Genomic DNA, 23,623 nt, shown 5'->3' with positions numbered 1-23,623 from the left:
ATGACTGAACAAGTGGATTATGATGTTGCTATTATTGGTGCTGGACCTGCAGGTATGACGGCTGCTGTTTACGCATCTAGAGCAAATTTAAGCACTGTTATGATTGAGCGAGGTATGCCAGGCGGACAAATGGCAAATACTGAAGAAGTAGAAAATTTCCCAGGTTTTGAAATGGTAACGGGTCCTGATTTATCTACAAAAATGTTTGAGCATGCGAAAAAATTTGGTGCAAAATATCAATATGGTGATATTAAATCAGTCGAAGACAAAGGCGACTATAAAGTTGTTGACCTTGGCAATAGTCAAATTACTGCACATGCCGTTATTATTACAACAGGTGCAGAATATAAAAAAATCGGCGTACCAGGTGAACAAGAACTAGGCGGCAGAGGCGTTAGTTATTGTGCGGTATGTGACGGTGCATTCTTTAAAGGCAAAAAATTATTCGTTATTGGCGGCGGTGACTCAGCAGTTGAAGAAGGTACATTCTTAACTAAATTTGCTGACAGCGTAACAGTAGTTCATAGAAGAGATGAATTACGTGCTCAAAAAATATTACAAGATCGTGCATTTAAAAATGACAAAATTGATTTTATCTGGAACCATACACTTAAAACAATCAATGAAAAAGACGGTAAAGTCGGTTCAGTAACTTTAGCTTCTACGATTGATGGTACAGAAGAAACATTAGATGCTGATGGTGTTTTCGTATATATTGGTATGAAACCATTAACTGCACCATTTGAAAATCTTGGTATTACGAACGAAGTAGGTTACATTTTAACTGATGAAGATATGAAAACTTCAGTGCCAGGTATCTATGCAGCTGGCGATGTAAGAGAAAAAGGATTGCGTCAAATTGTTACAGCAACTGGCGACGGTAGTATCGCGGCACAAAGTGTGCAAGCTTATATCGAAGAATTAAAAGATAAAATGGAAGTTTAAGCATATATCAATAAAATAACAGCTAGGATAATTGACTTACGAGTTAGTAGGTTAATCTGTCTTAGCTGTTTTTTTGTAATTATAATACTATGATGAAACTACTATTTAATGTAAAATGTATCATGATACAGTATATTGATTTTCAGCTTGTAATATACAGGAATTAAAATTTAAGTGGATGGTGTAGTAGAAGATGCAAAAAAGCGAAAAAGAAAGTGTTAAAAGTGAATTATTATTAATAACTGGTATGTCAGGTGCCGGGAAATCACTTGTTATTCAAAGTTTAGAAGACATTGGTTACTTTTGTGTTGATAACCTACCACCTATCTTATTACCAAAGTTTGTCGAGTTAATGGAACAAGGCAATCCTTCGTTAAAAAAAGTAGCAATTGCTATTGATTTGCGCGGTAAAGAATTATTTAAATCCTTCGTCAAAGAAGTAGATGCGATAAAAAGTAGAAACGACGTTATTGTAGATCTTATCTTTTTAGAAGCAAGCGAAGAACGTCTAATTTCCAGATATAAAGAAACACGTAGAGCACACCCATTAAATGAAAATGGCCAACGTTCTTTGATAGAATCAATAGAAGAAGAACGTCATTTATTAACAGAAATTAGAAGCTGTGCAAATTATATTATCGATACGTCGTATTTCACACCGAAAGAATTAAAAAAGCGTATAAATGATTATTTTAATAGTAGAAATTATGAACCATTTAGCGTCAATGTGACGAGCTTTGGTTTTAAACATGGTATTCAAATGGACGCAGATTTAGTGTTTGATGTTAGGTTTTTACCTAATCCATACTATGTAGAAGAATTAAGACCTTTAACAGGCGAAGATAAACCAGTTTATGATTATGTGATGAAATGGCAAGAAACTGAAACGTTTTACGAAAAATTAATCGATTTATTAAAATACATGATACCCGGTTACAAAAAAGAAGGCAAAACGCAGTTGGTTATTGCTATGGGTTGTACAGGAGGTCAACACCGTTCAGTAGCTTTGGCTAAAAGAATTGGTGAAGAATTGAGAGAAAGCTTTGACTATAATGTATATGTACATCACCGTGATGCACATATTGAAAGTGGCGAGAAAAATGGAGAAAATTAAACTTGTACTTATCGGCGGTGGCACTGGATTATCAGTTTTGGCACGTGGGTTAAGAGACTATAATATTGACATTACTACTATCGTTACTGTTGCAGATGATGGTGGTAGTACAGGTAAAATACGTAATGAAATGAATATTCCAGCACCTGGAGATATTCGTAATGTTATATCAGCTCTAAGTGAAGCAGAGCCTATGTTGGAAGAATTATTCAAATATCGATTTCAAGAAAACCAAATCGAAGGGCATTCATTAGGCAATTTACTAATTGCTGCGTTGACTAACATTACAGATGATTTTGGGCATGCGGTTAAAGAATTAAGTAGGATATTAAACATTAAAGGTAGGGTTATACCTTCTACCAATGCAAGTGTACAACTAAATGCTGTTATGGAAGACGGCGAAATTGTCTATGGAGAATCTAATATACCTAAGCAAAACAAAAAAATTAAACATGTCTTTTTAGAACCTAAACATGTACAACCAATGTCAGAGGCATTAGACGCTTTATCAGAAGCTGATTTAATTGTACTAGGACCTGGTTCTTTATATACTAGTGTAATATCAAATTTATGCGTTGAAGGTATTGCTGAAGCGGTTATTAACAGTGAAGCACCTAAGTTATATGTTACTAACGTTATGACCCAACCAGGTGAAACAAATAATTATACGGCACATGATCATATTAAAGCTATTCATGACCATGTAGGTAAAGAATTTATTGATTATGCGATATGTAATGAAGAAACATTTAATCAAGGTGTGTTAGACAGATATGAAAAGGAAAACGCGAGTCCGGTTAAAAATGATAAAGCACAATTAGACAAAGCAGGCATTAAAGTGTTTTCACATGATAACTTAGTAGAAATTTCATCAGAACATTACGTACGTCATAATAATAAAGTGTTATCAAAAATGATTTATGAAATTGCATTAGATACTACGGAAACGATTAAGTTTAAGCGTAAGTGATGCGTAGCATAGGAAATAATTTGTAGTAAAGAAAAGGAATGAGTACATATGAGCTTTGCATCAGACATGAAAAATGAATTAACGAGAATAGAAGTTGATATAGACAACGCAAAAGCAGAGCTCAGTGCCTTGATAAGAATGAATGGTGCACTTAGTTTGGCTAATCAACAATTCGTAATTAATGTACAAACAGAGAATGCAACAACGGCTAGAAGAATCTATTCATTAATTAAAAAAATATTTAACGTTGAAGTTGAAATTTTAGTGCGTAAAAAAATGAAATTAAAGAAAAATAACATCTATATTTGTAGAGTTAAGATGAAGGCTAAAGAAATTTTAGATGACTTAGGTATTTTAAAAAATGGCATTTTCACGCATGAAATCGATGAGGCTATCATTGAAGATGACGAAATGCGTCGTAGTTATTTAAGAGGTGCATTTTTAGCTGGAGGATCAGTCAATAATCCAGAAACTTCATCCTATCATTTAGAAATATTTTCTTTATACGAAAATCATTCAGAAGGCTTAACTAAGTTAATGAATGGCTATGAATTGAACGCCAAACATTTGGAACGCAAAAAAGGAAGTATTGTCTATTTAAAAGAGGCTGAAAAAATATCCGATTTTTTAAGTTTAATAGGCGGTTATCAAGCATTACTTAAATTTGAAGATGTTAGAATCGTACGAGATATGAGAAACTCAGTTAATAGACTCGTTAATTGTGAAACTGCGAATTTAAATAAAACAGTAAGTGCAGCTATGAAACAAGTAGAAAGCATACAATTGATAGATCAAGAGATAGGATTAGATAACTTACCAGATCGTTTAAGAGAAATAGCGAAGTTGCGTGTAGAGCATCAAGAAATTTCGTTAAAAGAATTGGGCGAAATGGTATCAACAGGTACAATTTCAAAATCTGGAGTAAATCACCGTCTGCGCAAGTTAAATGAAATGGCTGACAAAATAAGAAGCGGTGAAAATATAGATTCATTGTAGTTAAATTTATGGAAGAATATTATTAGTAAAATGGCTAGCTATAGGGTAATGATTGCCTAGCTAGTTTTTTTATTTGATTTAAAAAGAAAATAAGTTGCATAAAATTGTAAAACTTTATGTTGCGATATTTAAATTTCCAGAGCATAATAAGTTATGCTTCAAATTAAATTAACACGCGAAGGAAGTAAATATATGGGTACTTTATTTATGTATTTAGCATTTATTCTATTCATTGCTATTATATTTTTAGTAATAATAAGTGGTGTAATGAATTTTGGGAATAAGAAAAACATATTGTTTTTAGTAACTATAGTAGTATTAATTATTGGAGTCGTAACGCTGTATGAAAAAGGATCAGATATGCGTAAACATGAAATCGATCCATTAGAATATAAAGGTTAATAAAATTGTAAACGATGTAAGCCTTCAAATCATTTTGAAGGCTTATTTTTTATGGGAACATGTTTACAAAACACAATTATTGATTATAATAAAAATTAATAATAAGATAAATATTTTATATTAAAGTGGTTAGGATTAAAGCTATTATGCCTAATAGAAAAACAAATGTAAGTAATAGTATTAATCATATTGGAAAATATGAAGAGGTGAAACATGAAAAAATTACTTACAGTATTAATAATAGCTTTTTTAATAGCTATCACTTTTATATTCATCCATCAATTAAAAGAGTTGTCGTATTTTAAGATTGTTAATAATGGTAGTACAGTAATTTATTTTAATTTTACAGATGAAGAAAAAAAGTTCAGTAAACAAGATAGAAAATATTTTTACCATCTGCATAAAAAATATAATGTTGAGTTTACACAAGAGACATTTATTAATGATAACAAAGTACTTTTACACACTACAGACAAGTCGTTATTGAAACAAGCATCTAATAAACATATTTTAAAAACTTTTAATAGTAAATTTAACATTAAAGTCTATAAGTTCTTTGATACTAAATTAGCTACAGATGGCAAATATTATTTAAAAGGGAATCAAAATGATGTAGAAACAGTGATTAATTTAATTAATAAAAATGTGGGAATAGCTGAAAAAGATAATAAGTATATGTCACTTTGGAATTATAATCTTGATACTTTTTCTATATTAATGATAGTAATGCTTGCTTTGCTTAATAGTATTATCTATTTGCATTATTTAAGAAATAATAAAAAGCAATATAAAATTCTTTATGATTTGGGTTATTCTAAAAGGCAGATTATGCTATTTATCATTAAATCATTTAAAAAGCATATTGGTATTGCGATTACATTTTCTTTCATAACTGTGGTATTAATATATTATATACTATATAAAGATTTTCATTATTTAACTGTGATAGTGGTTTTTGGAGCATTTGTGATTATTAGTGCCATTATTTATATTGTTTTAACAATAATTACTATACTTAGATATTATAAAGGGTTTAGTAAAAATAAAGCCCAGAATAATAAGTATGCATTAACTATTGCTTATATGATTTTAACGCTTATGATGATGTATATTATAGGAAATGCCACGCAAAATTTATTGGTAAATTATACAAATTATCATAAGCAACAAATATCATTAAAACATTGGCAAAATACTAAAAATATCTATCGCACAGTTGCTACTTATATTGGACAATTAAAAGATAAAGAACTGGAAAAGGCTGAAAATACGAAATATAAAGCGTATTATAATAGCAAATTTAACAAGGGATTTATTGCTAGTTTTAATAATTACTTAATTTCTGAGGAAAAAGAACAAAAAGAAAACAACGCTAATGGTGAATTGGAGTTACCTATTGATAGTAGATATGTCATTATTGATAAAAATTATTTGCAACGACATAACATCTTGACGGAGAAAGGTGAAGAGGTAGCAACTAAATTAAAACATGACGATAAAGTTCAGAATTTATTAGTGCCAAGCGTATTGAAGAAACATGAGGAAAAAATAAGAGAAATTTATTTAGAGAAATTCTATTTTTACAAATACTTTAATAAAGATAATGAAAACCATAATAAAGGATTATCACTAAATATTATATATACTTCAAGCAATAAAGGTTATTTCTCATATGATCCAATTATTGGAAATTTGAACAATGAAGTTATTAATCCGATAGCTATCATCGAAATGGGAAATAGCGACATCGCTCATTTTAGCCACTATTTAACTTCTAGTTATTATTTTACATCTAATTTAGATAAACCATATGACACAATAGTTAAAGGGGTCAAACATTTTAAAATGGATAATACAATAAAAAATGTGGAATCCATCTATAATTCTAAAGTGAATCTTATTAATGAATATAAAAAAGAAACATTAAAATATGTAACATTGGTAATTATAACTATTGCTTCCCTAGTTCTTATTATCGTGACATTATTGAACGTTTATTTTAAATCTTTTCAATTTAATATTAGTTTAAAACGGCATTTAGGTTATAGTTATTGGCAAATTCATAAGTGGCTAATTTGTTTTTTAGTTATTGCCAATACATTTTTATTAAAATTGCTTCTTGGTAAATATTGGTTTACTACGCTTTTTATATATTTAATGATTTTATTAATACAAACAGTAGTAATATATGTACTGATTAATAGATTGAATAAAACAAATGCTAATTTAATATTGAAGGGAAAAGACGATGATTAAACTAGTAAATATTAGTAAGTCCTACAAATCGAAAAAAGTTATTGATGCATTTAATTATAATATTGAAGATAAAGATTTTATTGTAATATCAGGTGAAAGTGGAAAAGGTAAAACAACCTTATTAAATATAATTGGATTATTAGAAAAACCTGATTCTGGTAAGATTAGCTATAATAACCGACTATTGAGTAAACAAAAAGATATTTTACATGTAGTTAGAGAAGATATAGCTTATATTTACCAAAATTATGGTTTATTGGTAAATGAAACGGTATTTACAAATTTGACATTACCTTTAAATATATCGAAAAAAGATAAAGACAAAATAAACTCTGTGTTAATCAATGTAGGTTTAGATGAAAAGATATTAAAAGAAAAAGTTTATACATGTAGCGGGGGTGAACAACAAAGAATTGCTATTGCAAGGGCAATATTAAAACAACCTAAAGTCTTGATAGCAGATGAACCAACGGGTAATTTAGATGAAAATAATAGTGATGAAGTAATGAAATTATTTACTCAGTTAAATAGCCAAGGCGTATCGATAGTTATGGCAACACATAACAAAAAATACTTTGATTTAGGAAATAAAATTATCAATTTAGACACATTGATAAAGTAATTAAGAGTAGTTAGGACAAAAGTCTATTCTCGAATTAAGAGTGTTAATTCGTTATATTAAGTGCAAATTGTTAAATAGACAGAAATAAACAATCATTTATAGATATCTAAGAAAATCAATTAAATAAAGTTACTACTATGAAAGGCGAAATATAGTTTAACGTTTGTTTCAAGAAAATATAATATTATAATAGGAGATAGATTTAAGTATAGTAGATAATTTGATAGTAAGTATAATTATTATGACGATAATCTTATTAATTTGTTTATATTTGCTATCAACTAAAAATTTAAATATTATAGCTTCTATAGATTCTAATAAGATACCCAAAGGTAAAAAGAATAAAGTAATATATGTAGCTGTTATATGTATATTACTCAGCACTTTAATATTGATAGTAGGAATTTTTATAAACAATTTTTTATATAGTGTGTTATTTATTATAGCTAGTTTGATATGTTTATTGATGTTTTACATTTACTATTTAATGATAATTAAATAGTAAATTCTGTTTTGAATCTTTTGAAGGTTATATTTTAAAGGTTTGTCTCCTGTGTTTTTTAGGAGACAAACCTTTAAATTTTAATTTTTTGTTGTTCTGAAAATGAATTTATTCTTGAAAAAGTTTCTTCCAGTTGATTAATGCAGTTGATAGAATATTATTTATTCTAAAAATATATAATTATAGACTACTAATCCCCTCGAAGGGAATCGAACCCCTATTCTAAGAACCGGAATCTTATGTGTTATCCATTACACTACGAGGGGTAAAATATACAATACCAATAGTTTACAAATGTTCAAAGTATTGGTCAATGATGACTTTGAAAAGAATTAAAAAAGGTGAGTTTATGTTTTGACCATTTTTGACTTTTAAGTTAAAATAAATTCAACAGTTATAATTAAGGAGGAAACAGAATGAATTTAATTCCTACAGTAATAGAAACAACAAACCGTGGTGAACGTGCTTATGACATTTACTCACGTTTATTAAAAGACCGTATTATCATGTTAGGTTCTCAAATTGATGACAATGTAGCAAACTCAATTGTATCTCAATTGTTATTCTTACAAGCACAAGATGCTGATAAAGATATTTATCTTTATATCAATTCACCAGGAGGTAGTGTAACTGCTGGTTTCGCAATTTATGATACAATTCAACATATTAAACCAGATGTACAAACTATTTGTATTGGTATGGCAGCATCTATGGGATCATTCTTATTAGCAGCAGGAGCTAAAGGTAAACGTTTTGCTTTACCAAATGCTGAAGTAATGATTCACCAACCTTTAGGCGGCGCTCAAGGTCAAGCAACAGAAATTGAAATTGCAGCAAACCATATCTTAAAAACACGTGCTAAATTAAATCAAATTTTAGCTGAACGTACTGGTCAATCAATTGAACAAATTGAAAAAGATACAGATCGTGATAATTTCTTATCAGCAAATGAAGCTAAAGAATATGGCTTAGTTGACCAAGTAATGGAACCGGAAGCATAATAAAAAAACAGCCCTTAATAGGGCTGTTTTTTTTGTTTAATATTCTAAATTTTCAAGTGCTACTTTTAAATTATTGAATTTGAAATTGAAGTCTAGTGATTCTAATTTATTAGGAATAACTTTTTGAGTGTCTAGTACTACCGTGGACATTTGTCCTAATACGAGGCGAATCAATGTGGATGGGACCCATGTGTAATGAGGTTTATCCATAATACGTCCAAGTGTATAACCGAATAAATTTTGGCGTTCGGCAATAGGTGTAGTGAAATTAAAAACACCGTGCGCTTTGTTATTGCTAATTACAAATAAGATAGCACGAGTAAGGTCTTCTAAATGAATCCATGAATACCATTGACGACCAGAACCAATTTTACCACCTACATATAAATTGTATGGTAGTTTCATTAATGGTAATGCGCCACCTTCATTAGAGAGTACCATTCCAAATCTGCCAATTACTACGCGTGTACCCAATGTTTCAAATTGTTTTGCCTTACGTTCCCACTGATAGACAACTTCTGATAAAAAATCGAAAGGTAATGTACGATATAGTTCAGTATATGTTTGATGTAAATCAGGTTTATAATATCCTACTGCGCTAGCATTAAAAAGAACTTCAGGTTTGTGGCTTCTATCTTTAAATAGTTCATATAATGCTTGTGTAGATTGTAATCTACTTAACATAATGGTTTGTTTGTATTTTGTAGTCCAACGTTTATTTAAACTAGCGCCAGCCAAGTTGATAACAATATCGATGTCTGGTACTAATGATTGCCATTCCGGTTTAGACCAATTAACGTAGCTTATTTTAGGGTGATTACTTGATTTATCTTGACGGGTTAATATAGTTATATGTGCATCACTCTCTTTAATTGCATCAACTAACTGGGTACCCACCATACCAGTGCCGCCAGTTATTAAATAATTTTTCATTGTATCACCTCAGGTATTTAGTTTCAGTTATTATCATTATTATATGAAGTATATAAACCAGTATAACGTATTTTACAACAAAGACGTTAAAAATTTGTTTTGTAAAAAATATAGTTCGCAATTTTAAAGTTATAAAATTTATATGATAAACATGCCTATAACAAATATAACAATTAATAACGCTATGATAAAAATGCTAAACGAGAACTTACTATGCTTCTTTGAATGATAATGGTCATTTTCTAACATCATTTGTTTAATTGATTGTCCTTTAACATTTTTATTATCTTCAAGTTCTTCAAAAGGATCATGTTTTGTCATCTAGTTATACTCCTTAAATTATAAATTATATAAAATTTAACCTATTAAATGTTGAAACACTTCCTCTATTTAGATTACTATAAGTATAGTAATAACATAAGTATAATCTTAGAGTGTATACGTATAAAAACGACTTATTTTGTTGTTTGATAACTAATTAATTCAACTTTTGCAATAAATAGGTTAAAATATAATGTCTTAATGTAATAAGATAGTAGTAAGTTAAATAAATTAGAGAGATTTTAAAGTGAGGGAAGTTTATGTCGAATCAAAATAAAAAAATGAGTGGTTTGGCCAAAGCTATTAGTGTTGTAATCATTTTACTTTTAATAGGTGGCTTAGCTTTTGCCATATTTGCGTTTGTTGATCATTCAAATAAATCCAATGAACGACTGCAACATCAGAAAGAAGAAGAAAAAGCGAAGAAAGATCAAGAAAAGAAAGACAAAGAAAAGAAAGATAAAGAGAAAAAGAAAAAAGATAAAGAGCAATCGGACGAACAAACACAAGAATCGCAACAGACAATGCAGACACAACAAACTCAGCAAACACAACAGACTCAACAGACACAACAAACTCAACAACAAACGACGCAAAATAGAGCGCGTAAGTCTACTCAACAAACAAAAGAACGACCTACTAAAGAAGAAAAGACGACTGAAGAAAAAACTGAAGAAAAGACAACAGAAGAAAAAACAGATGAGCCAAAGACAGAGGAAAAGTCAACTGAAGAGCCAAAAACTGAAGAACCAAAGACCGAAGAACCAAAAACAGAGGAACCAAAAACAGAGCAGCCAAAGACTCAACAACCTAAAACTGAGCAACCAAAAACAGAACAACCGAAAAGTAATTCAAATTCCTCTCAAGATAAACAATCAGATAAAGACGATTAATAAAACAAATAGGCTGAGACATTTAAGTGTGTCTCAGCCTAAATTTTTGCTTAAAGCTTTAAAAGAGTAATGAGAATAAATAACTTACAAAATGGAATACTGCTATGATTATTATAATCAAACCAACACAGCCGATACTTAATGGGAAACAACCACAATTAAAGACTCTTGTATGTCCTTTTATAGTGTGATTATCATATTGGTTTGAAAAGTGATGATTATCTTTATAATTTTTATCTCCAGGTTCTAATATTTCTTGTTTGTCATTTTGGTGCATTATGGTCCCACCTTTAAAATATAATGGTGTAGTTATCAACGTTAGTTTAACGCAAATGGCTAAATGATACTATAGCGTAGAAATAATGATTAATATTTTGTATTAGGGGTATAAATTAATAATGTAGTCATTAAAGCCCTTAAGAAGATAAAAATTAAATTGTGGTTAGCTAACTGAGCTTATACTTGCAATTTTTTATATATAGTAGTACTATTGCAAATGTAGAGGTTATATTTTTTTGTCCCACAAGGGACGTAAAACGTCAACCTATGGTTGTTAGTTGACCCTTTGAACAAGAAACGGAGGAGGTTAGTAGTGAAAGAATTGATAAAAATTCAACAGAAGTTAGTTCCAGAAATTGTTGAAAAGTTATATCGTCGTTTTTCGATTCTTTCTACTATTGCTAAGACTCAGCCTGTAGGTAGACGTAGTTTAAGCGAGCATATGGATTTGACTGAACGTGTGCTTAGGTCTGAAACAGACGTGCTAAAGAAGCAAGAATTAATTAAAGTAAAACCAACTGGCATGGAAATAACACATGACGGAGAGGTTTTACTTCAACAATTAAATAGTTATTTCAATGTTTTTGCTGATGATCAACATTTAGCGCAAATAATAAAAGAACGTTATGGCATTCAAGATGTTTTTGTTATACCAGGCGATTCTGATGCTAAAAGATCAGTTAAAATTGAAATAGCACGTCAAGCTGGACAATTACTTGAAAACAGTCTTTACGAAAATTCGGTAGTGTCTGTGACAGGTGGTTCAACAATGGCTTACGTAAGTGAGTCAATGCATAAACAACCTTATCAAGTATTCTTTGTTCCGGCACGTGGAGGTCTAGGAGAAAACGTTGTTTATCAAGCTAACACGATTGCTGCTAGTATGGCACAACAAACAAACGGAGATTATACAACGTTATATGTTCCAGACAATGTAAGTGAAACAACTTATAATACATTGTTAAATGAACCTTCAGTCATTCATACGCTAGAAAAAATTAAAGAATCAAATATTACAGTTCACGGCATAGGTGATGCGCTGAAGATGGCTCGGAGAAGACAATCTCCCCAAGAAACAGTTGCAAAACTTCAACATCATAATGCTGTTGGAGAAGCATTTGGTTATTATTTCGATGCTCAAGGCGATGTAGTTCATCGAGTGAAAACGATAGGGCTACAGTTGGAAGACCTTGAATCGAAAAGGTTTATTTATGCCGTAGCAGGGGGTAAATCTAAAGGTGAGGCGATAAAAGCCTATCTTTCTATTGCCCCTAAGAACACAGTTTTAATAACTGATGAAGGTGCAGCACAAGTAATAGCAAATCATAGTAATAAAAAGTAATTTAGCTTTTTAAATATTCATTTTAAAGGAGGCCATTATAATGGCAGTTAAAGTAGCAATTAATGGTTTTGGTAGAATTGGTCGTTTAGCATTTAGAAGAATTCAAAACGTTGACGGAATCGATGTAGTAGCAGTTAACGACTTAACAGATGACGAAATGTTAGCACACTTATTAAAATATGACACAATGCAAGGTCGTTTCACTGGAGAAGTTGAAGTTGAAGAAAACGGCTTCCGCGTAAATGGTCAAGAAGTTAAATCATTCTCTGAACCAGATCCAAGTAAATTACCATGGGGCGACTTAGATATCGATGTTGTCTTAGAATGTACTGGTTTATTTGCTGATAAAGATAAAGCTTCAGCTCATATCGATGCAGGCGCTAAAAAAGTTTTAATTTCAGCTCCAGCTACAGGCGACTTAAAAACAATCGTTTACAACACTAACCACAACGAATTAGACGGTTCAGAATCAGTAGTATCAGGTGCTTCATGTACTACTAACTCATTAGCTCCAGTAGCTAAAGTTTTAAATGATGAATTTAGTTTAGTTGAAGGTTTAATGACAACTATCCACGCTTACACTGGTGACCAAAGCACACAAGATGCTCCTCACAGAAAAGGTGACAAACGTCGTGCTCGTGCAGCAGCAGAAAACATCATCCCTAACTCAACAGGTGCTGCAAAAGCAATCGGTTTAGTTATTCCTGAAATCGACGGAAAATTAGACGGTGGCGCACAACGTGTTCCAGTTGCAACAGGTTCATTAACTGAATTAACAGTTGTATTAGAAAAAGACGTAAGTGTTGAAGATGTAAACAACGCAATGAAAAATGCTTCAAACGAATCATTTGGTTACACTGAAGACGAAATCGTTTCTTCTGACGTAATCGGTATGACTTACGGTTCATTATTCGACGCTACACAAACTCGTGTAATGACTGTTGGTGACCGTCAATTAGTTAAAGTTGCGGCTTGGTATGACAATGAAATGTCTTACACTTCTCAATTAGTTCGTACTTTAGAATTCTTAGCATCACAAGCTAAATAAGTTAAGATAGTTTAATTTAGCAAGGCCGATGTGCTGTTAAATTTTATTAATAAGCTTAGGAGTAAGCGGGGAGCACAAACGCTTCTCCGCTTATTTTTACTTTATTGTCCCACAAAGAGGAGGAAGTTTAGATGACTAAAAAAATTGTATCTGACTTAGATTTGAAAGGTAAAACTGTACTTGTACGTGCTGACTTTAACGTACCAATGAAAGATGGAGAAATTACTGACGACAACAGAATTGTTCAAGCTTTACCAACAATTAAATATATTGCTGAACAAGGTGGTAAAGTCGTATTATTCTCTCACTTAGGTAAAGTTAAAGAAGAAAGTGATAAAGCATCATTAAGCTTAAAACCAGTAGCTGCTGATTTATCTAAGAAATTAAGTAAAGAAGTAGTATTTGTTCCAACTACACGTGGAGAACAATTAGAAACTGCTATCAAAGATTTAAACGAAGGAGAAATCCTTTTAGTAGAAAATACTCGTTTTGAAGATGTTGATGGTAAAAAAGAATCTAAAAATGATCCAGAATTAGGTAAATACTGGGCTTCATTAGGCGACGTATTCGTTAATGATGCTTTTGGTACTGCACACCGTGAGCATGCTTCAAACGTAGGTATCGCATCTAATCTTGAAACTGCAGCTGGTTATTTAATGGATAAAGAAATTAAATATATCGGTGGCGTAGTTGAAAATCCCGATAAACCTGTAGTAGCTATTTTAGGTGGAGCAAAAGTATCAGATAAAATTGGTGTTATCACTAATTTACTTAACATTGCTGATAAAGTACTTATCGGTGGTGGTATGTCTTACACATTCTTTAAAGCACAAGGTAAGGAAATCGGTCAATCTCTATTAGAGGAAGATAAAGTTGACTTTGCTAAAGATTTACTTGACCGCGCTGGCGATCAAATCGTGTTACCTGTAGATTGTAAAGTTGCGAAAGAATTTTCAAATGACGCTGAAATTACAGTTGTTTCTGTTGATGATATTCCAGCTGACCAAGAAGCAATGGATGTTGGTCCTAAAACAGTTGAATTATTCAAAGAACAATTACAAGGTGCACATACAGTAGTATGGAATGGACCTATGGGTGTATTTGAATTAAGTAACTTTGCTAAAGGTACTATCGGTATTTGTGAAGCAATCGCTGAATTAAAAGATGCTAATACAATTATCGGTGGTGGCGATTCAGCTGCAGCTGCAATTTCATTAGGTTACGCTGATGACTTCAGTCATATTTCAACAGGTGGCGGTGCTTCACTAGAATATTTAGAAGGTAAAACACTACCTGGTGTAGAATCAATCTCTGATAAATAAATTGATAATACAACAAGAATTAACTATGCTTATGATAAGAACATAAACAAACTTATAGGAGTGTAATATAATGAGAAAACCTATTATCGCTGGTAACTGGAAAATGAATAAAACAGTTCAAGAAGCTAAAGATTTTGTTAATGCATTACCTGCATTACCAGATACAAACGAAGTAGAATCAGTTATTTGTGCACCAACAATCCAATTAGATGCATTAGTAACATTAGTCAAAGATGGCAAAGCACAAGGTTTAAAAATCGGTGCGCAAAATGCTTACTATGAAGACAATGGTGCGTTTACTGGTGAAACATCTCCAGTAGCATTAGCTGATTTAGGCGTTCAATATGTAGTAATCGGACATTCAGAACGTCGTGACATCTTCCATGAAACAGATGAAGAAATTAATAAAAAAGCACACGCAGTATTTAATCATGGTATGACACCAATTATTTGTGTGGGTGAAACAGACGAAGAACGCGAAAGCGGTAAAGCTAACGAAGTTGTTGGCAACCAAGTTAAAAAAGCAATCGAAGGTTTATCTGACGATCAACTTAAACAAGTTATCATTGCTTATGAACCAGTTTGGGCAATCGGTACTGGTAAATCATCAACTGCTAAAGATGCAAACGAAATGTGTGCATTTGTTAGAAAAACAGTTGCAGACGCTACGAGCCAAGAAGTTGCAGACGCTACACGTATTCAATACGGTGGCAGTGTTAAACCAAATAATATTAAAGAGTACATGGCAGAATCAGATATCGACGGCGCATTAGTAGGTGGCGCATCACTTAAAGTCGATGATTTTGTACAATTGTTAGAAGGTGCGAAATAGTATGGCAAAACAACCAACTGCATTAATCATCTTAGATGGTTTTGCAAATAGAGAAAGTGAACATGGTAACGCAGTTAAATTAGCGCATAAGCCTAACTTTGACCGTTATTATTCTAAATACCCAACGACTCAAATTGAAGCCAGTGGTTTAGACGTAGGCTTACCAGAAGGTCAAATGGGTAACTCAGAAGTTGGTCATATGAATATTGGTGCTGGACGTATTGTTTATCAAAGTTTGACACGTATTAATAAATCAATTGAAGACGGAGATTTCTTTGATAACGAAGTGCTTATTAATGCTATTAAACACGTTAAAGATAATAACTCTGCATTACATGTATTTGGTTTATTATCTGATGGTGGCGTACACAGTCATTATAAACACTTATTTGCAATCTTAGAATTAGCTAAAAAACAAGGACTAGAAGAAGTGTATGTACATGCATTCTTAGATGGTCGTGACGTAGATCAAAAATCTGCATTGAAATATATCGAAGAAACAGAACAAAAATTCCAAGAAGTAGGTATTGGTAAATTTGCCTCAGTTTCTGGTCGTTATTATGCAATGGATAGAGACAAACGTTGGGATCGTGAAGAAAAAGCTTATAACGCTATTCGTAACTTTGATGGACCTAAATATAGCTCTGCCAAAGAAGGCGTTGAAGCAAATTATGATAATGGCTTAACTGATGAATTCGTTGAACCATTTATCGTAGAAAATCAAAATAATGGCGTTAATGATAATGATGCTGTAATTTTCTATAACTTCCGTCCTGATAGAGCTGCTCAACTTTCAGAAGTATTTACAAACAAAGTGTTTGATGGCTTCAAAGTTGAACAAGTTAACAATCTATTTTACGCAACGTTTACTAAATACAATGACAATGTCGACGCTGAAATTGTATTTGAAAAAGTAGATTTAAACAATACAATTGGTGAAGTGATTCAAGACAATGGCTTAAAACAATTACGTATTGCTGAAACTGAAAAATACCCTCACGTGACTTATTTCATGAGTGGTGGTCGTAATGATGAATTCGAAGGTGAACGTCGTCGCTTAATTGATTCACCTAAAGTAGCTACTTATGACTTGAAACCTGAAATGAGTGCATACGAAGTGAAAGACGCTTTAATCGAAGAGTTAAACAAAGGTGATTTAGATTTAATCTTACTCAACTTTGCTAACCCTGATATGGTTGGTCACAGTGGTATGTTAGAACCAACTATTAAAGCAATTGAAGCTGTAGATGAATGTCTAGGTGAAGTAGTTGATAAAATTATCGATATGGGTGGTAATGCAATTATTACTGCTGACCATGGTAACTCTGACATGGTATTAACTGACAATGATGAACCTATGACTACACACACTACAAATCCAGTTCCAGTAATCGTAACAAAAGACGGCGTTACTTTACGCGAAACAGGCCGTTTAGGTGACTTAGCGCCAACATTGTTAGATCTATTGAGTGTTAACCAACCTGAAGACATGACTGGTGAATCATTAATTCAACATTAAGGTAATACTTAATTGAGGAAAATGGTTAAAGTAACTGTATTAAAAGTAATTCTTAATTTATAATGAACAGTAAGTACGCTTCATTATAAATAAATGATAAGGACATGAATAACTTAATCATTTTATATTTGAATTAAATCAAGCTATAATGAAAGTGCAAAAATAAAAAATTCTAAACTACATTAGGAAAAAAAGGAGATTAAAACATGCCAATTATTACAGATGTTTATGCTCGCGAAGTCTTAGACTCACGTGGTAACCCAACTGTTGAGGTTGAAGTATTAACTGAAAGTGGCGCATTTGGTCGCGCATTAGTACCTTCAGGTGCATCAACAGGTGAACACGAAGCAGTAGAATTACGTGACGGAGACAAAAATCGTTACTTAGGAAAAGGTGTTACTAAAGCAGTAGAAAATGTTAACGAAATTATTGCACCTGAAATCGTTGAAGGTGAATTCTCAGCGTTAGATCAAGTATCTATCGACAAAATGATGATTCAATTAGACGGTACAGAAAACAAAGGTAAATTAGGCGCTAACGCTATCCTTGGCGTGTCAATCGCAGTAGCTCGTGCAGCAGCTGATTTACTAGGACAACCACTTTACAAATATTTAGGTGGATTCAATGGTACTGAATTACCAGTTCCAATGATGAATATCGTTAACGGTGGTTCTCACTCTGATGCGCCAATCGCATTCCAAGAGTTCATGATTTTACCAGTTGGTGCTGAATCATTTAAAGAATCATTACGTTGGGGCGCTGAAATTTTCCATAACTTAAAATCAATCCTTAAAAAACGTGGTTTAGAAACAGCTGTAGGTGACGAAGGTGGTTTCGCTCCTAAATTTGAAGGTACTGAAGATGCAGTAGAAACTATCCAAGAAGCTATTAAAGCAGTAGGATTAGAACCAGGAAAAGACGTATTCTTAGGCTTTGACTGTGCATCATCAGAATTCTACGAAAATGGTGTTTATGACTACACTAAATTCGAAGGACCAAATGGTGCTAAACGTTCAGCTGAAGAACAAGTTGACTTCTTAGAACAATTAGTAAACAAATATCCAATCATCTCTATTGAAGATGGTATGGATGAAAACGATTGGGACGGTTGGAAAGTTCTAACTGAACGTATCGGTGACCGTGTACAATTAGTTGGTGACGATTTATTCGTAACTAACACTGTTAAATTAGCTGAAGGTATTGAAAAAGGTATTGGTAACTCTATCTTAATCAAAGTTAACCAAATCGGTACTTTAACTGAAACATTTGATGCTATCGAAATGGCTCAAAAAGCTGGTTACACAGCAGTAGTTTCTCACCGTTCTGGTGAAACTGAAGATACAACAATTGCTGACATTGCCGTTGCTACAAACGCTGGTCAAATTAAAACAGGTTCATTATCAAGAACTGATCGTATCGCTAAATACAACCAATTATTACGTATCGAAGATGAATTATACGAAACTGCTAAATTCAAAGGATTAAAAGCATTTTACAATTTATCTAAATAATATAGCTTAAAAGAGTTCACGCTTAAACAGTTCACGCATAAAAGCACGTAAGTTAATCAAACTTACGTGCTTTTTTATTATATACAAATATATTTTATGTGAAATATAGCTAAAAGTTCATCTTTATAGGTGAAACTGATATAATAATATGTGTAAATATTTTAAGGAGCACTTGGTTACTATGGATGATAAGCAAAACTCAAGAGTTATAAAAACGGGTCATTTTATTGCGTATAGTTCATTATTTCTTGCTATCTTGTTAGCAATCCACTTATTTGTTATATTAGACGACCATGTGGTAAAACAATTGTTAGTGAGTAATGGACAAAAACCAACAGCAAATGCTATTGGCACTATTCGTAATAGCTTTCAATTTACTGGTACTATGTATGTTTTTGCCTACCTAGCTGGTGTTGTGGCGATTTGGAATCGACACACATATTTATGGTGGTTTATGTTTGCGACATTTACATCTAATGTTTTATATAACTTAGTAAATATTTCCGCATTATTTAAAGCAATCATTGATGCAAAATCTACAGTAAACATCTTACCATTATCAATCGTTATGGTAGCATCAACATTATTAGCGATTTATATGTTAGTAGTATCAATTAAACGAAAGAGCACATTTAATAGATAGAAATTTGATAAAGTAAACGAACGTATGGTATAATGCGTTTCGTATATAATGAATGGAGGACAATTATCATGCACACGTTAATGATAATACTATTAGTAATAGATTGTATTGCATTAATAACTGTTGTATTACTCCAAGAAGGTAAAAGTAATGGACTTTCAGGCGCTATTAGTGGTGGTGCAGAGCAGTTATTTGGAAAGCAAAAACAACGTGGTATCGACTTATTTTTGCATAGATTAACAATTGTATTGTCTGTCATTTTCTTCTTGTTAATGTTAGGCATTAGTTATTTGGGTATATAAGGTCCGACAATGTTATCGTCGGACTTTTTTATTTATAATAGACGGTGTGAATATTATAAATATTTAGTAAGAAGATGGGTACAAACATCATGCGTGTATTTAATGCAAGTGAAAGGATTGAAACATTATGCAAATTAAACTACCAAAACCTTTTTTCTTTGAAGAAGGAAATCGTGCAGTATTACTATTACATGGTTTTACTGGAAATTCAGCCGATGTTAGACAACTAGGCAGATTCCTACAGAAAAAGGGTTATACTTGTTATGCGCCTCAATATGAAGGTCACGCAGCACCACCAGAAGAAATACTCGAATCAAGTCCTCACGTTTGGTTTAAAGACGCCTTAGATGGTTATGATTTCCTAGCTGATAAAGGCTATGATGAAATTGTAGTAGCAGGAATCTCTTTAGGTGGCTGTTATGCTTTAAATATAAGCTTAAATCGAGATGTAAAGGGTATTATAACCATGTGTTCTCCTATGTATATCAAGACTGAAGGTTCAATGTTTAATGGTGTGCTCGACTATGCACGTAAATTTAAACAATATGAAGGCAAAGATGAATCAACAATTGAAAAAGAAATGTCTGCATTCAAACCGACAGATACTTTGAAAGAATTACAAGGTCAAATACAAAGTATACGTGAACACGTTGATGAAGTAATAGATCCATTGTTTGTCGTACAAGGTGAACTGGATGAAATGATAAATACAGATTCAGCTAATATTATATACAATGAAAGTGACTCAGATGAAAAATCTATAAAATGGTATAAAAATTCAGGTCATGTCATCACAATTGACAAAGAAAAAGAACAATTATTTGAAGACATTTATGATTACTTAGAATCATTAGATTGGTCCAAATAATGTAAATACAAATATACAATGAGAAAGGAGGGGCATGATGAATTTAAAACAATCCATTGAAGAAATAATTAAACAACCAGATTATGAACCGATGTCGGTGTCTGACTTTCAAGATGCCTTAGGTTTGAACAGTGCCGACTCATTTAGAGACTTAATTAAGGTGCTCGTAGAACTAGAACAAACTGGTTTAATAGAAAGAACAAAAACGGATAGATATCAACGCAAAGAAAGTAACAAAACGAAACAAGGCTCACTAATTAAAGGAACTTTAAGTCAAAACAAAAAAGGTTTTGCTTTTTTACGTCCGGAAGATAGTGACATGGATGATATCTTTATTCCCCCAACAAAAATTAATAGAGCGTTAGATGGCGATACTGTATTAGTAGAGCTTCACAATTCAAGAGGCGACCATAAAGGTAAAACTGAAGGTGAAGTAAAATCTATCGAAACACATTCAGTAACGCAAGTTGTCGGTACGTATAGCGAAGCTCGTCACTTTGGCTTTGTAATACCTGACGATAAACGTATTATGCAAGATGTCTTTATTCCAAAAGGCCAAAATTTAGGTGCCGTTGACGGTCATAAAGTACTTGTCCAAATTACAAAATATGCAGATGAAAACTCTAATCCAGAAGGTCATATTTCTGCAATTTTAGGACATAAAAATGATCCAGGCGTAGATATACTATCAATCATTTACCAACATGGCATCGAAATTGAATTCCCTGATAATGTCTTAGCAGATGCTGAAAAAGTACCTGAGCAAATTGAACCAAATGAACTTAAAGGTAGAAAAGATTTACGTGACGAACTTACAATAACAATTGATGGCGCAGATGCTAAAGACTTAGATGATGCCATCAGTGTGAAGAAGTTAAACAATGGTCATACAGAACTTACAGTAAGTATTGCCGACGTAAGTTACTATGTCACTGAGGATTCGGCTCTAGATAAAGAAGCCTATGATAGAGCTACGAGTGTCTATTTAGTAGACCGTGTAATTCCTATGATTCCTCACCGTTTAAGTAATGGTATTTGTTCATTAAATCCAAATGTTGATAGATTAACTTTAAGTTGTCGCATGGAACTTGATGAACGTGGTGACGTCGTTAAACATGAAATATTTGATAGCGTTATACATTCTGATTATCGTATGACTTACGACGAAGTAAATGAAATCATTACTGATAAAAACGAAACGACACGTCAAAAATATAGTGAAGTCACACCAATGCTAGATTTAGCACAAGACTTATCTCAACGTTTAATCTCAATGAGAAGACGTCGTGGTGAGATTGACTTTGATATTAATGAAGCAAAAGTACTTGTTGATGGAGATGGTATTCCAACAGATGTACAAGTACGTAGTCGTGGCGAAGGTGAACGTTTAATTGAATCATTTATGTTAGCAGCTAACGAAACTGTTGCAGAACATTTTGATAAATTAGAAGTACCATTTATTTATCGTGTGCACGAACAACCAAAATCAGAACGTTTACGTCAATTCTTTGATTTTATTACTAACTTTGGTTTAATGATTAAAGGTACTGGTGAGGACATTCATCCAGCGACATTACAAAAAATTCAACAAGAAGTAGAAGGATTACCAGAACAAATGGTGATTTCTACCATGATGCTTCGTTCTATGCAACAAGCACGTTATGATGATACAAACTTAGGTCATTTTGGCTTATCAGCAGAATATTATACGCACTTTACGTCACCAATCAGAAGATATCCTGATTTAATAGTGCATAGATTAATACGTAAATATTTAATCGATAAGTCTATGGATAATAAAGAAATCCACAAATGGGAAGAAATGTTACCTGAAATTGCTGATCATACGTCTCAAAGGGAACGTAGAGCAATCGAAGCGGAACGTGACACTGACGAACTTAAGAAAGCCGAATATATGGTACAACATATTGGTGAAGAGTTTGAAGGTATCATTAGTTCAGTGGCCAACTTTGGTATGTTTGTTGAATTGCCTAATACTATCGAAGGTATGGTACACGTAGCTAACTTAACAGATGACTATTATCATTTCGATGAACGTCAAATGGCAATGATAGGTGAGCGTCAGGCTAAAGTATTCCGTATCGGCGATTCAGTACAGATAAAAGTTATCAATGTAGATGTTGATGAGCGTATGATTGATTTCCAAATCGTAGGTATGCCGCTACCTAAAAATGAACGTAGCCAACGACCAGCAAGAGGCAAAACAATTCAAGCCAAAACACGTGGTAAGTCATTAGATAAAAATAAAGATAACGATAATAAAGGCAACAATAATAAAGGCAATAAAAAGAAAAAACAACGTAAAGGTAAAAATCAACGTAACCGCGATAACCAAAGCGGTGGCAATACGAAACACAAACCTTTTTACAAAGACAAAAAAGTGAAAAAACACGCACGTAAAAAGAAAAAATAAACCAACAAAGAGGTGAAACTCAATGCCAAAGAAAAAATCACCAGGTACATTAGCTGAAAATCGTAAAGCAAGACATGATTTTAATATTGAAGATACGATTGAAGCGGGCATTGTGTTACAAGGAACTGAAATTAAGTCCATCCGACGTGGCAGTGCAAACTTAAAGGATAGTTACGCACAAGTGAAGCGTGGCGAGATTTATTTGCAGAACATGCATATCGCGCCATATGAAGAGGGTAACCGTTTTAACCATGATCCTAGACGCTCACGTAAGTTACTATTACACAAACGTGAGATTGCTAAGCTAGGAGAAAGAACGAGAGAAGTCGGTTACTCTATCGTTCCTTTGAAACTCTATTTAAAACACGGTAACTGTAAAGTCTTATTAGGTATTGCACGCGGTAAGAAAAAATACGATAAGCGTCAAGCATTAAAAGAAAAAGCAGTAAAACGTGATGTTGATAGAGAAATGAAAGCCCGTTATTAAGCGGATTTGTTGCGCTACAAGCGATTGTTTGATATTATTAAATGTGCTTTCTGAAAAAGATTAGATGCAATAATTAATCGG

Annotated in this window: 23 protein-coding genes and 1 tRNA gene; 20 read left to right on the top strand and 4 right to left on the bottom strand. The window is 32.5% G+C overall.

Annotated elements, in window-relative coordinates:
* From trxB to C7J89_RS11650, 7 genes are all read left to right on the top strand, one after another.
* On the top strand, positions 1–945 hold the full coding sequence (trxB, locus tag C7J89_RS11680; protein WP_061855228.1) for a thioredoxin-disulfide reductase: 945 nt from the start codon (positions 1–3) through the stop codon (positions 943–945).
* Positions 946–1,138: 193 nt separating this feature from the next.
* The gene (gene rapZ / locus C7J89_RS11675; RefSeq protein WP_061855227.1) at positions 1,139–2,059 is read left to right on the top strand and encodes an RNase adapter RapZ; all 921 of its coding nucleotides are present in this window, start codon (positions 1,139–1,141) and stop codon (positions 2,057–2,059) included.
* A complete protein-coding gene (locus C7J89_RS11670; protein ID WP_103295385.1) occupies positions 2,046–3,029 on the top strand; it encodes a gluconeogenesis factor YvcK family protein in 984 nt (327 codons plus the stop codon). Before rapZ ends, C7J89_RS11670 begins: the two co-directional genes overlap by 14 nt.
* A gap of 48 nt (positions 3,030–3,077) precedes the next feature.
* Entirely contained in the window at positions 3,078–4,025 is a 948-nt protein-coding gene (gene whiA / locus C7J89_RS11665) for a DNA-binding protein WhiA (protein WP_061855225.1), read from the top strand.
* Between the two features lie 192 nt (positions 4,026–4,217).
* The gene (locus C7J89_RS11660; protein ID WP_061855224.1) at positions 4,218–4,427 is read left to right on the top strand and encodes a hypothetical protein; all 210 of its coding nucleotides are present in this window, start codon (positions 4,218–4,220) and stop codon (positions 4,425–4,427) included.
* 213 nt (positions 4,428–4,640) lie between these two features.
* Entirely contained in the window at positions 4,641–6,683 is a 2,043-nt protein-coding gene (locus tag C7J89_RS11655; RefSeq protein WP_106884413.1) for a DUF1430 domain-containing protein, read from the top strand.
* On the top strand, positions 6,676–7,305 hold the full coding sequence (locus C7J89_RS11650) for an ABC transporter ATP-binding protein (protein WP_103295602.1): 630 nt from the start codon (positions 6,676–6,678) through the stop codon (positions 7,303–7,305). Before C7J89_RS11655 ends, C7J89_RS11650 begins: the two co-directional genes overlap by 8 nt.
* A gap of 696 nt (positions 7,306–8,001) precedes the next feature.
* Here the strand turns inward: C7J89_RS11650 and C7J89_RS11645 are convergent.
* Positions 8,002–8,073: transfer RNA gene (locus tag C7J89_RS11645), tRNA-Arg, on the bottom strand.
* A 150-nt stretch (positions 8,074–8,223) separates the two neighbouring features.
* Between C7J89_RS11645 and clpP the strand changes: the two genes are divergently transcribed.
* Complete coding sequence (gene clpP, locus C7J89_RS11640; RefSeq protein ID WP_048792598.1) at positions 8,224–8,808, top strand: ATP-dependent Clp endopeptidase proteolytic subunit ClpP; 585 nt, start codon at positions 8,224–8,226, stop codon at positions 8,806–8,808.
* Positions 8,809–8,844: 36 nt separating this feature from the next.
* Here clpP and C7J89_RS11635 read toward each other — a convergent pair whose 3' ends face one another.
* Positions 8,845–9,741 (bottom strand): TIGR01777 family oxidoreductase, encoded by an 897-nt coding sequence (locus C7J89_RS11635; protein WP_061855219.1) that lies wholly within the window; start codon positions 9,739–9,741, stop codon positions 8,845–8,847.
* 138 nt (positions 9,742–9,879) lie between these two features.
* Positions 9,880–10,062 carry a hypothetical protein gene (locus tag C7J89_RS11630; protein WP_061855218.1) on the bottom strand — a complete coding sequence of 61 codons (183 nt, stop codon included), beginning with the start codon at positions 10,060–10,062 and terminating at the stop codon, positions 9,880–9,882.
* Between the two features lie 260 nt (positions 10,063–10,322).
* Between C7J89_RS11630 and C7J89_RS11625 the strand changes: the two genes are divergently transcribed.
* Positions 10,323–10,955: a DUF4887 domain-containing protein gene (locus C7J89_RS11625; protein WP_103295601.1), complete on the top strand. Its 633-nt coding sequence runs from the start codon at positions 10,323–10,325 to the stop codon at positions 10,953–10,955.
* Positions 10,956–11,013: 58 nt separating this feature from the next.
* Here C7J89_RS11625 and C7J89_RS11620 read toward each other — a convergent pair whose 3' ends face one another.
* Positions 11,014–11,232 (bottom strand): hypothetical protein, encoded by a 219-nt coding sequence (locus C7J89_RS11620; protein WP_103295600.1) that lies wholly within the window; start codon positions 11,230–11,232, stop codon positions 11,014–11,016.
* 315 nt (positions 11,233–11,547) lie between these two features.
* On the opposite strand from C7J89_RS11620, the gene C7J89_RS11615 reads away from it, so the two are divergent.
* The 11 genes from C7J89_RS11615 to smpB all read left to right on the top strand — a co-directional run bounded on the left by C7J89_RS11615 (position 11,548) and on the right by smpB (position 23,542).
* The gene (locus C7J89_RS11615; RefSeq protein ID WP_061855215.1) at positions 11,548–12,576 is read left to right on the top strand and encodes a sugar-binding transcriptional regulator; all 1,029 of its coding nucleotides are present in this window, start codon (positions 11,548–11,550) and stop codon (positions 12,574–12,576) included.
* Positions 12,577–12,616: 40 nt separating this feature from the next.
* Positions 12,617–13,624, top strand: a complete 1,008-nt coding sequence (gene gap, locus C7J89_RS11610) for a type I glyceraldehyde-3-phosphate dehydrogenase (RefSeq protein ID WP_061855214.1) — start codon at positions 12,617–12,619, stop codon at positions 13,622–13,624.
* A gap of 131 nt (positions 13,625–13,755) precedes the next feature.
* On the top strand, positions 13,756–14,946 hold the full coding sequence (locus C7J89_RS11605; protein WP_061855213.1) for a phosphoglycerate kinase: 1,191 nt from the start codon (positions 13,756–13,758) through the stop codon (positions 14,944–14,946).
* A gap of 70 nt (positions 14,947–15,016) precedes the next feature.
* Positions 15,017–15,778 carry a triose-phosphate isomerase gene (gene tpiA / locus C7J89_RS11600; protein ID WP_048792606.1) on the top strand — a complete coding sequence of 254 codons (762 nt, stop codon included), beginning with the start codon at positions 15,017–15,019 and terminating at the stop codon, positions 15,776–15,778.
* Position 15,779: 1 nt separating this feature from the next.
* Positions 15,780–17,297: a 2,3-bisphosphoglycerate-independent phosphoglycerate mutase gene (gene gpmI, locus C7J89_RS11595; protein ID WP_103295599.1), complete on the top strand. Its 1,518-nt coding sequence runs from the start codon at positions 15,780–15,782 to the stop codon at positions 17,295–17,297.
* 206 nt (positions 17,298–17,503) lie between these two features.
* Positions 17,504–18,808 carry a surface-displayed alpha-enolase gene (gene eno, locus C7J89_RS11590; RefSeq protein WP_061855210.1) on the top strand — a complete coding sequence of 435 codons (1,305 nt, stop codon included), beginning with the start codon at positions 17,504–17,506 and terminating at the stop codon, positions 18,806–18,808.
* A gap of 181 nt (positions 18,809–18,989) precedes the next feature.
* A complete protein-coding gene (locus C7J89_RS11585) occupies positions 18,990–19,451 on the top strand; it encodes a hypothetical protein (RefSeq protein WP_103295598.1) in 462 nt (153 codons plus the stop codon).
* Positions 19,452–19,519: 68 nt separating this feature from the next.
* Positions 19,520–19,753: a preprotein translocase subunit SecG gene (gene secG / locus C7J89_RS11580; protein WP_048792610.1), complete on the top strand. Its 234-nt coding sequence runs from the start codon at positions 19,520–19,522 to the stop codon at positions 19,751–19,753.
* Between the two features lie 127 nt (positions 19,754–19,880).
* Positions 19,881–20,621, top strand: coding sequence for an alpha/beta hydrolase (locus C7J89_RS11575; protein ID WP_103295597.1), 741 nt, complete (start codon positions 19,881–19,883; stop codon positions 20,619–20,621).
* Between the two features lie 37 nt (positions 20,622–20,658).
* Entirely contained in the window at positions 20,659–23,055 is a 2,397-nt protein-coding gene (gene rnr / locus C7J89_RS11570) for a ribonuclease R (RefSeq protein WP_103295596.1), read from the top strand.
* Between the two features lie 22 nt (positions 23,056–23,077).
* Complete coding sequence (smpB, locus tag C7J89_RS11565) at positions 23,078–23,542, top strand: SsrA-binding protein SmpB (protein ID WP_103295595.1); 465 nt, start codon at positions 23,078–23,080, stop codon at positions 23,540–23,542.
* The last annotated feature ends 81 nt before the right edge of the window (positions 23,543–23,623 follow it).

Origin of the sequence: Staphylococcus kloosii (assembly GCF_003019255.1) — a bacterium.
Lineage (GTDB): Bacteria > Bacillota > Bacilli > Staphylococcales > Staphylococcaceae > Staphylococcus > Staphylococcus kloosii.
This window is presented reverse-complemented; position numbering and strand designations above follow the sequence as displayed.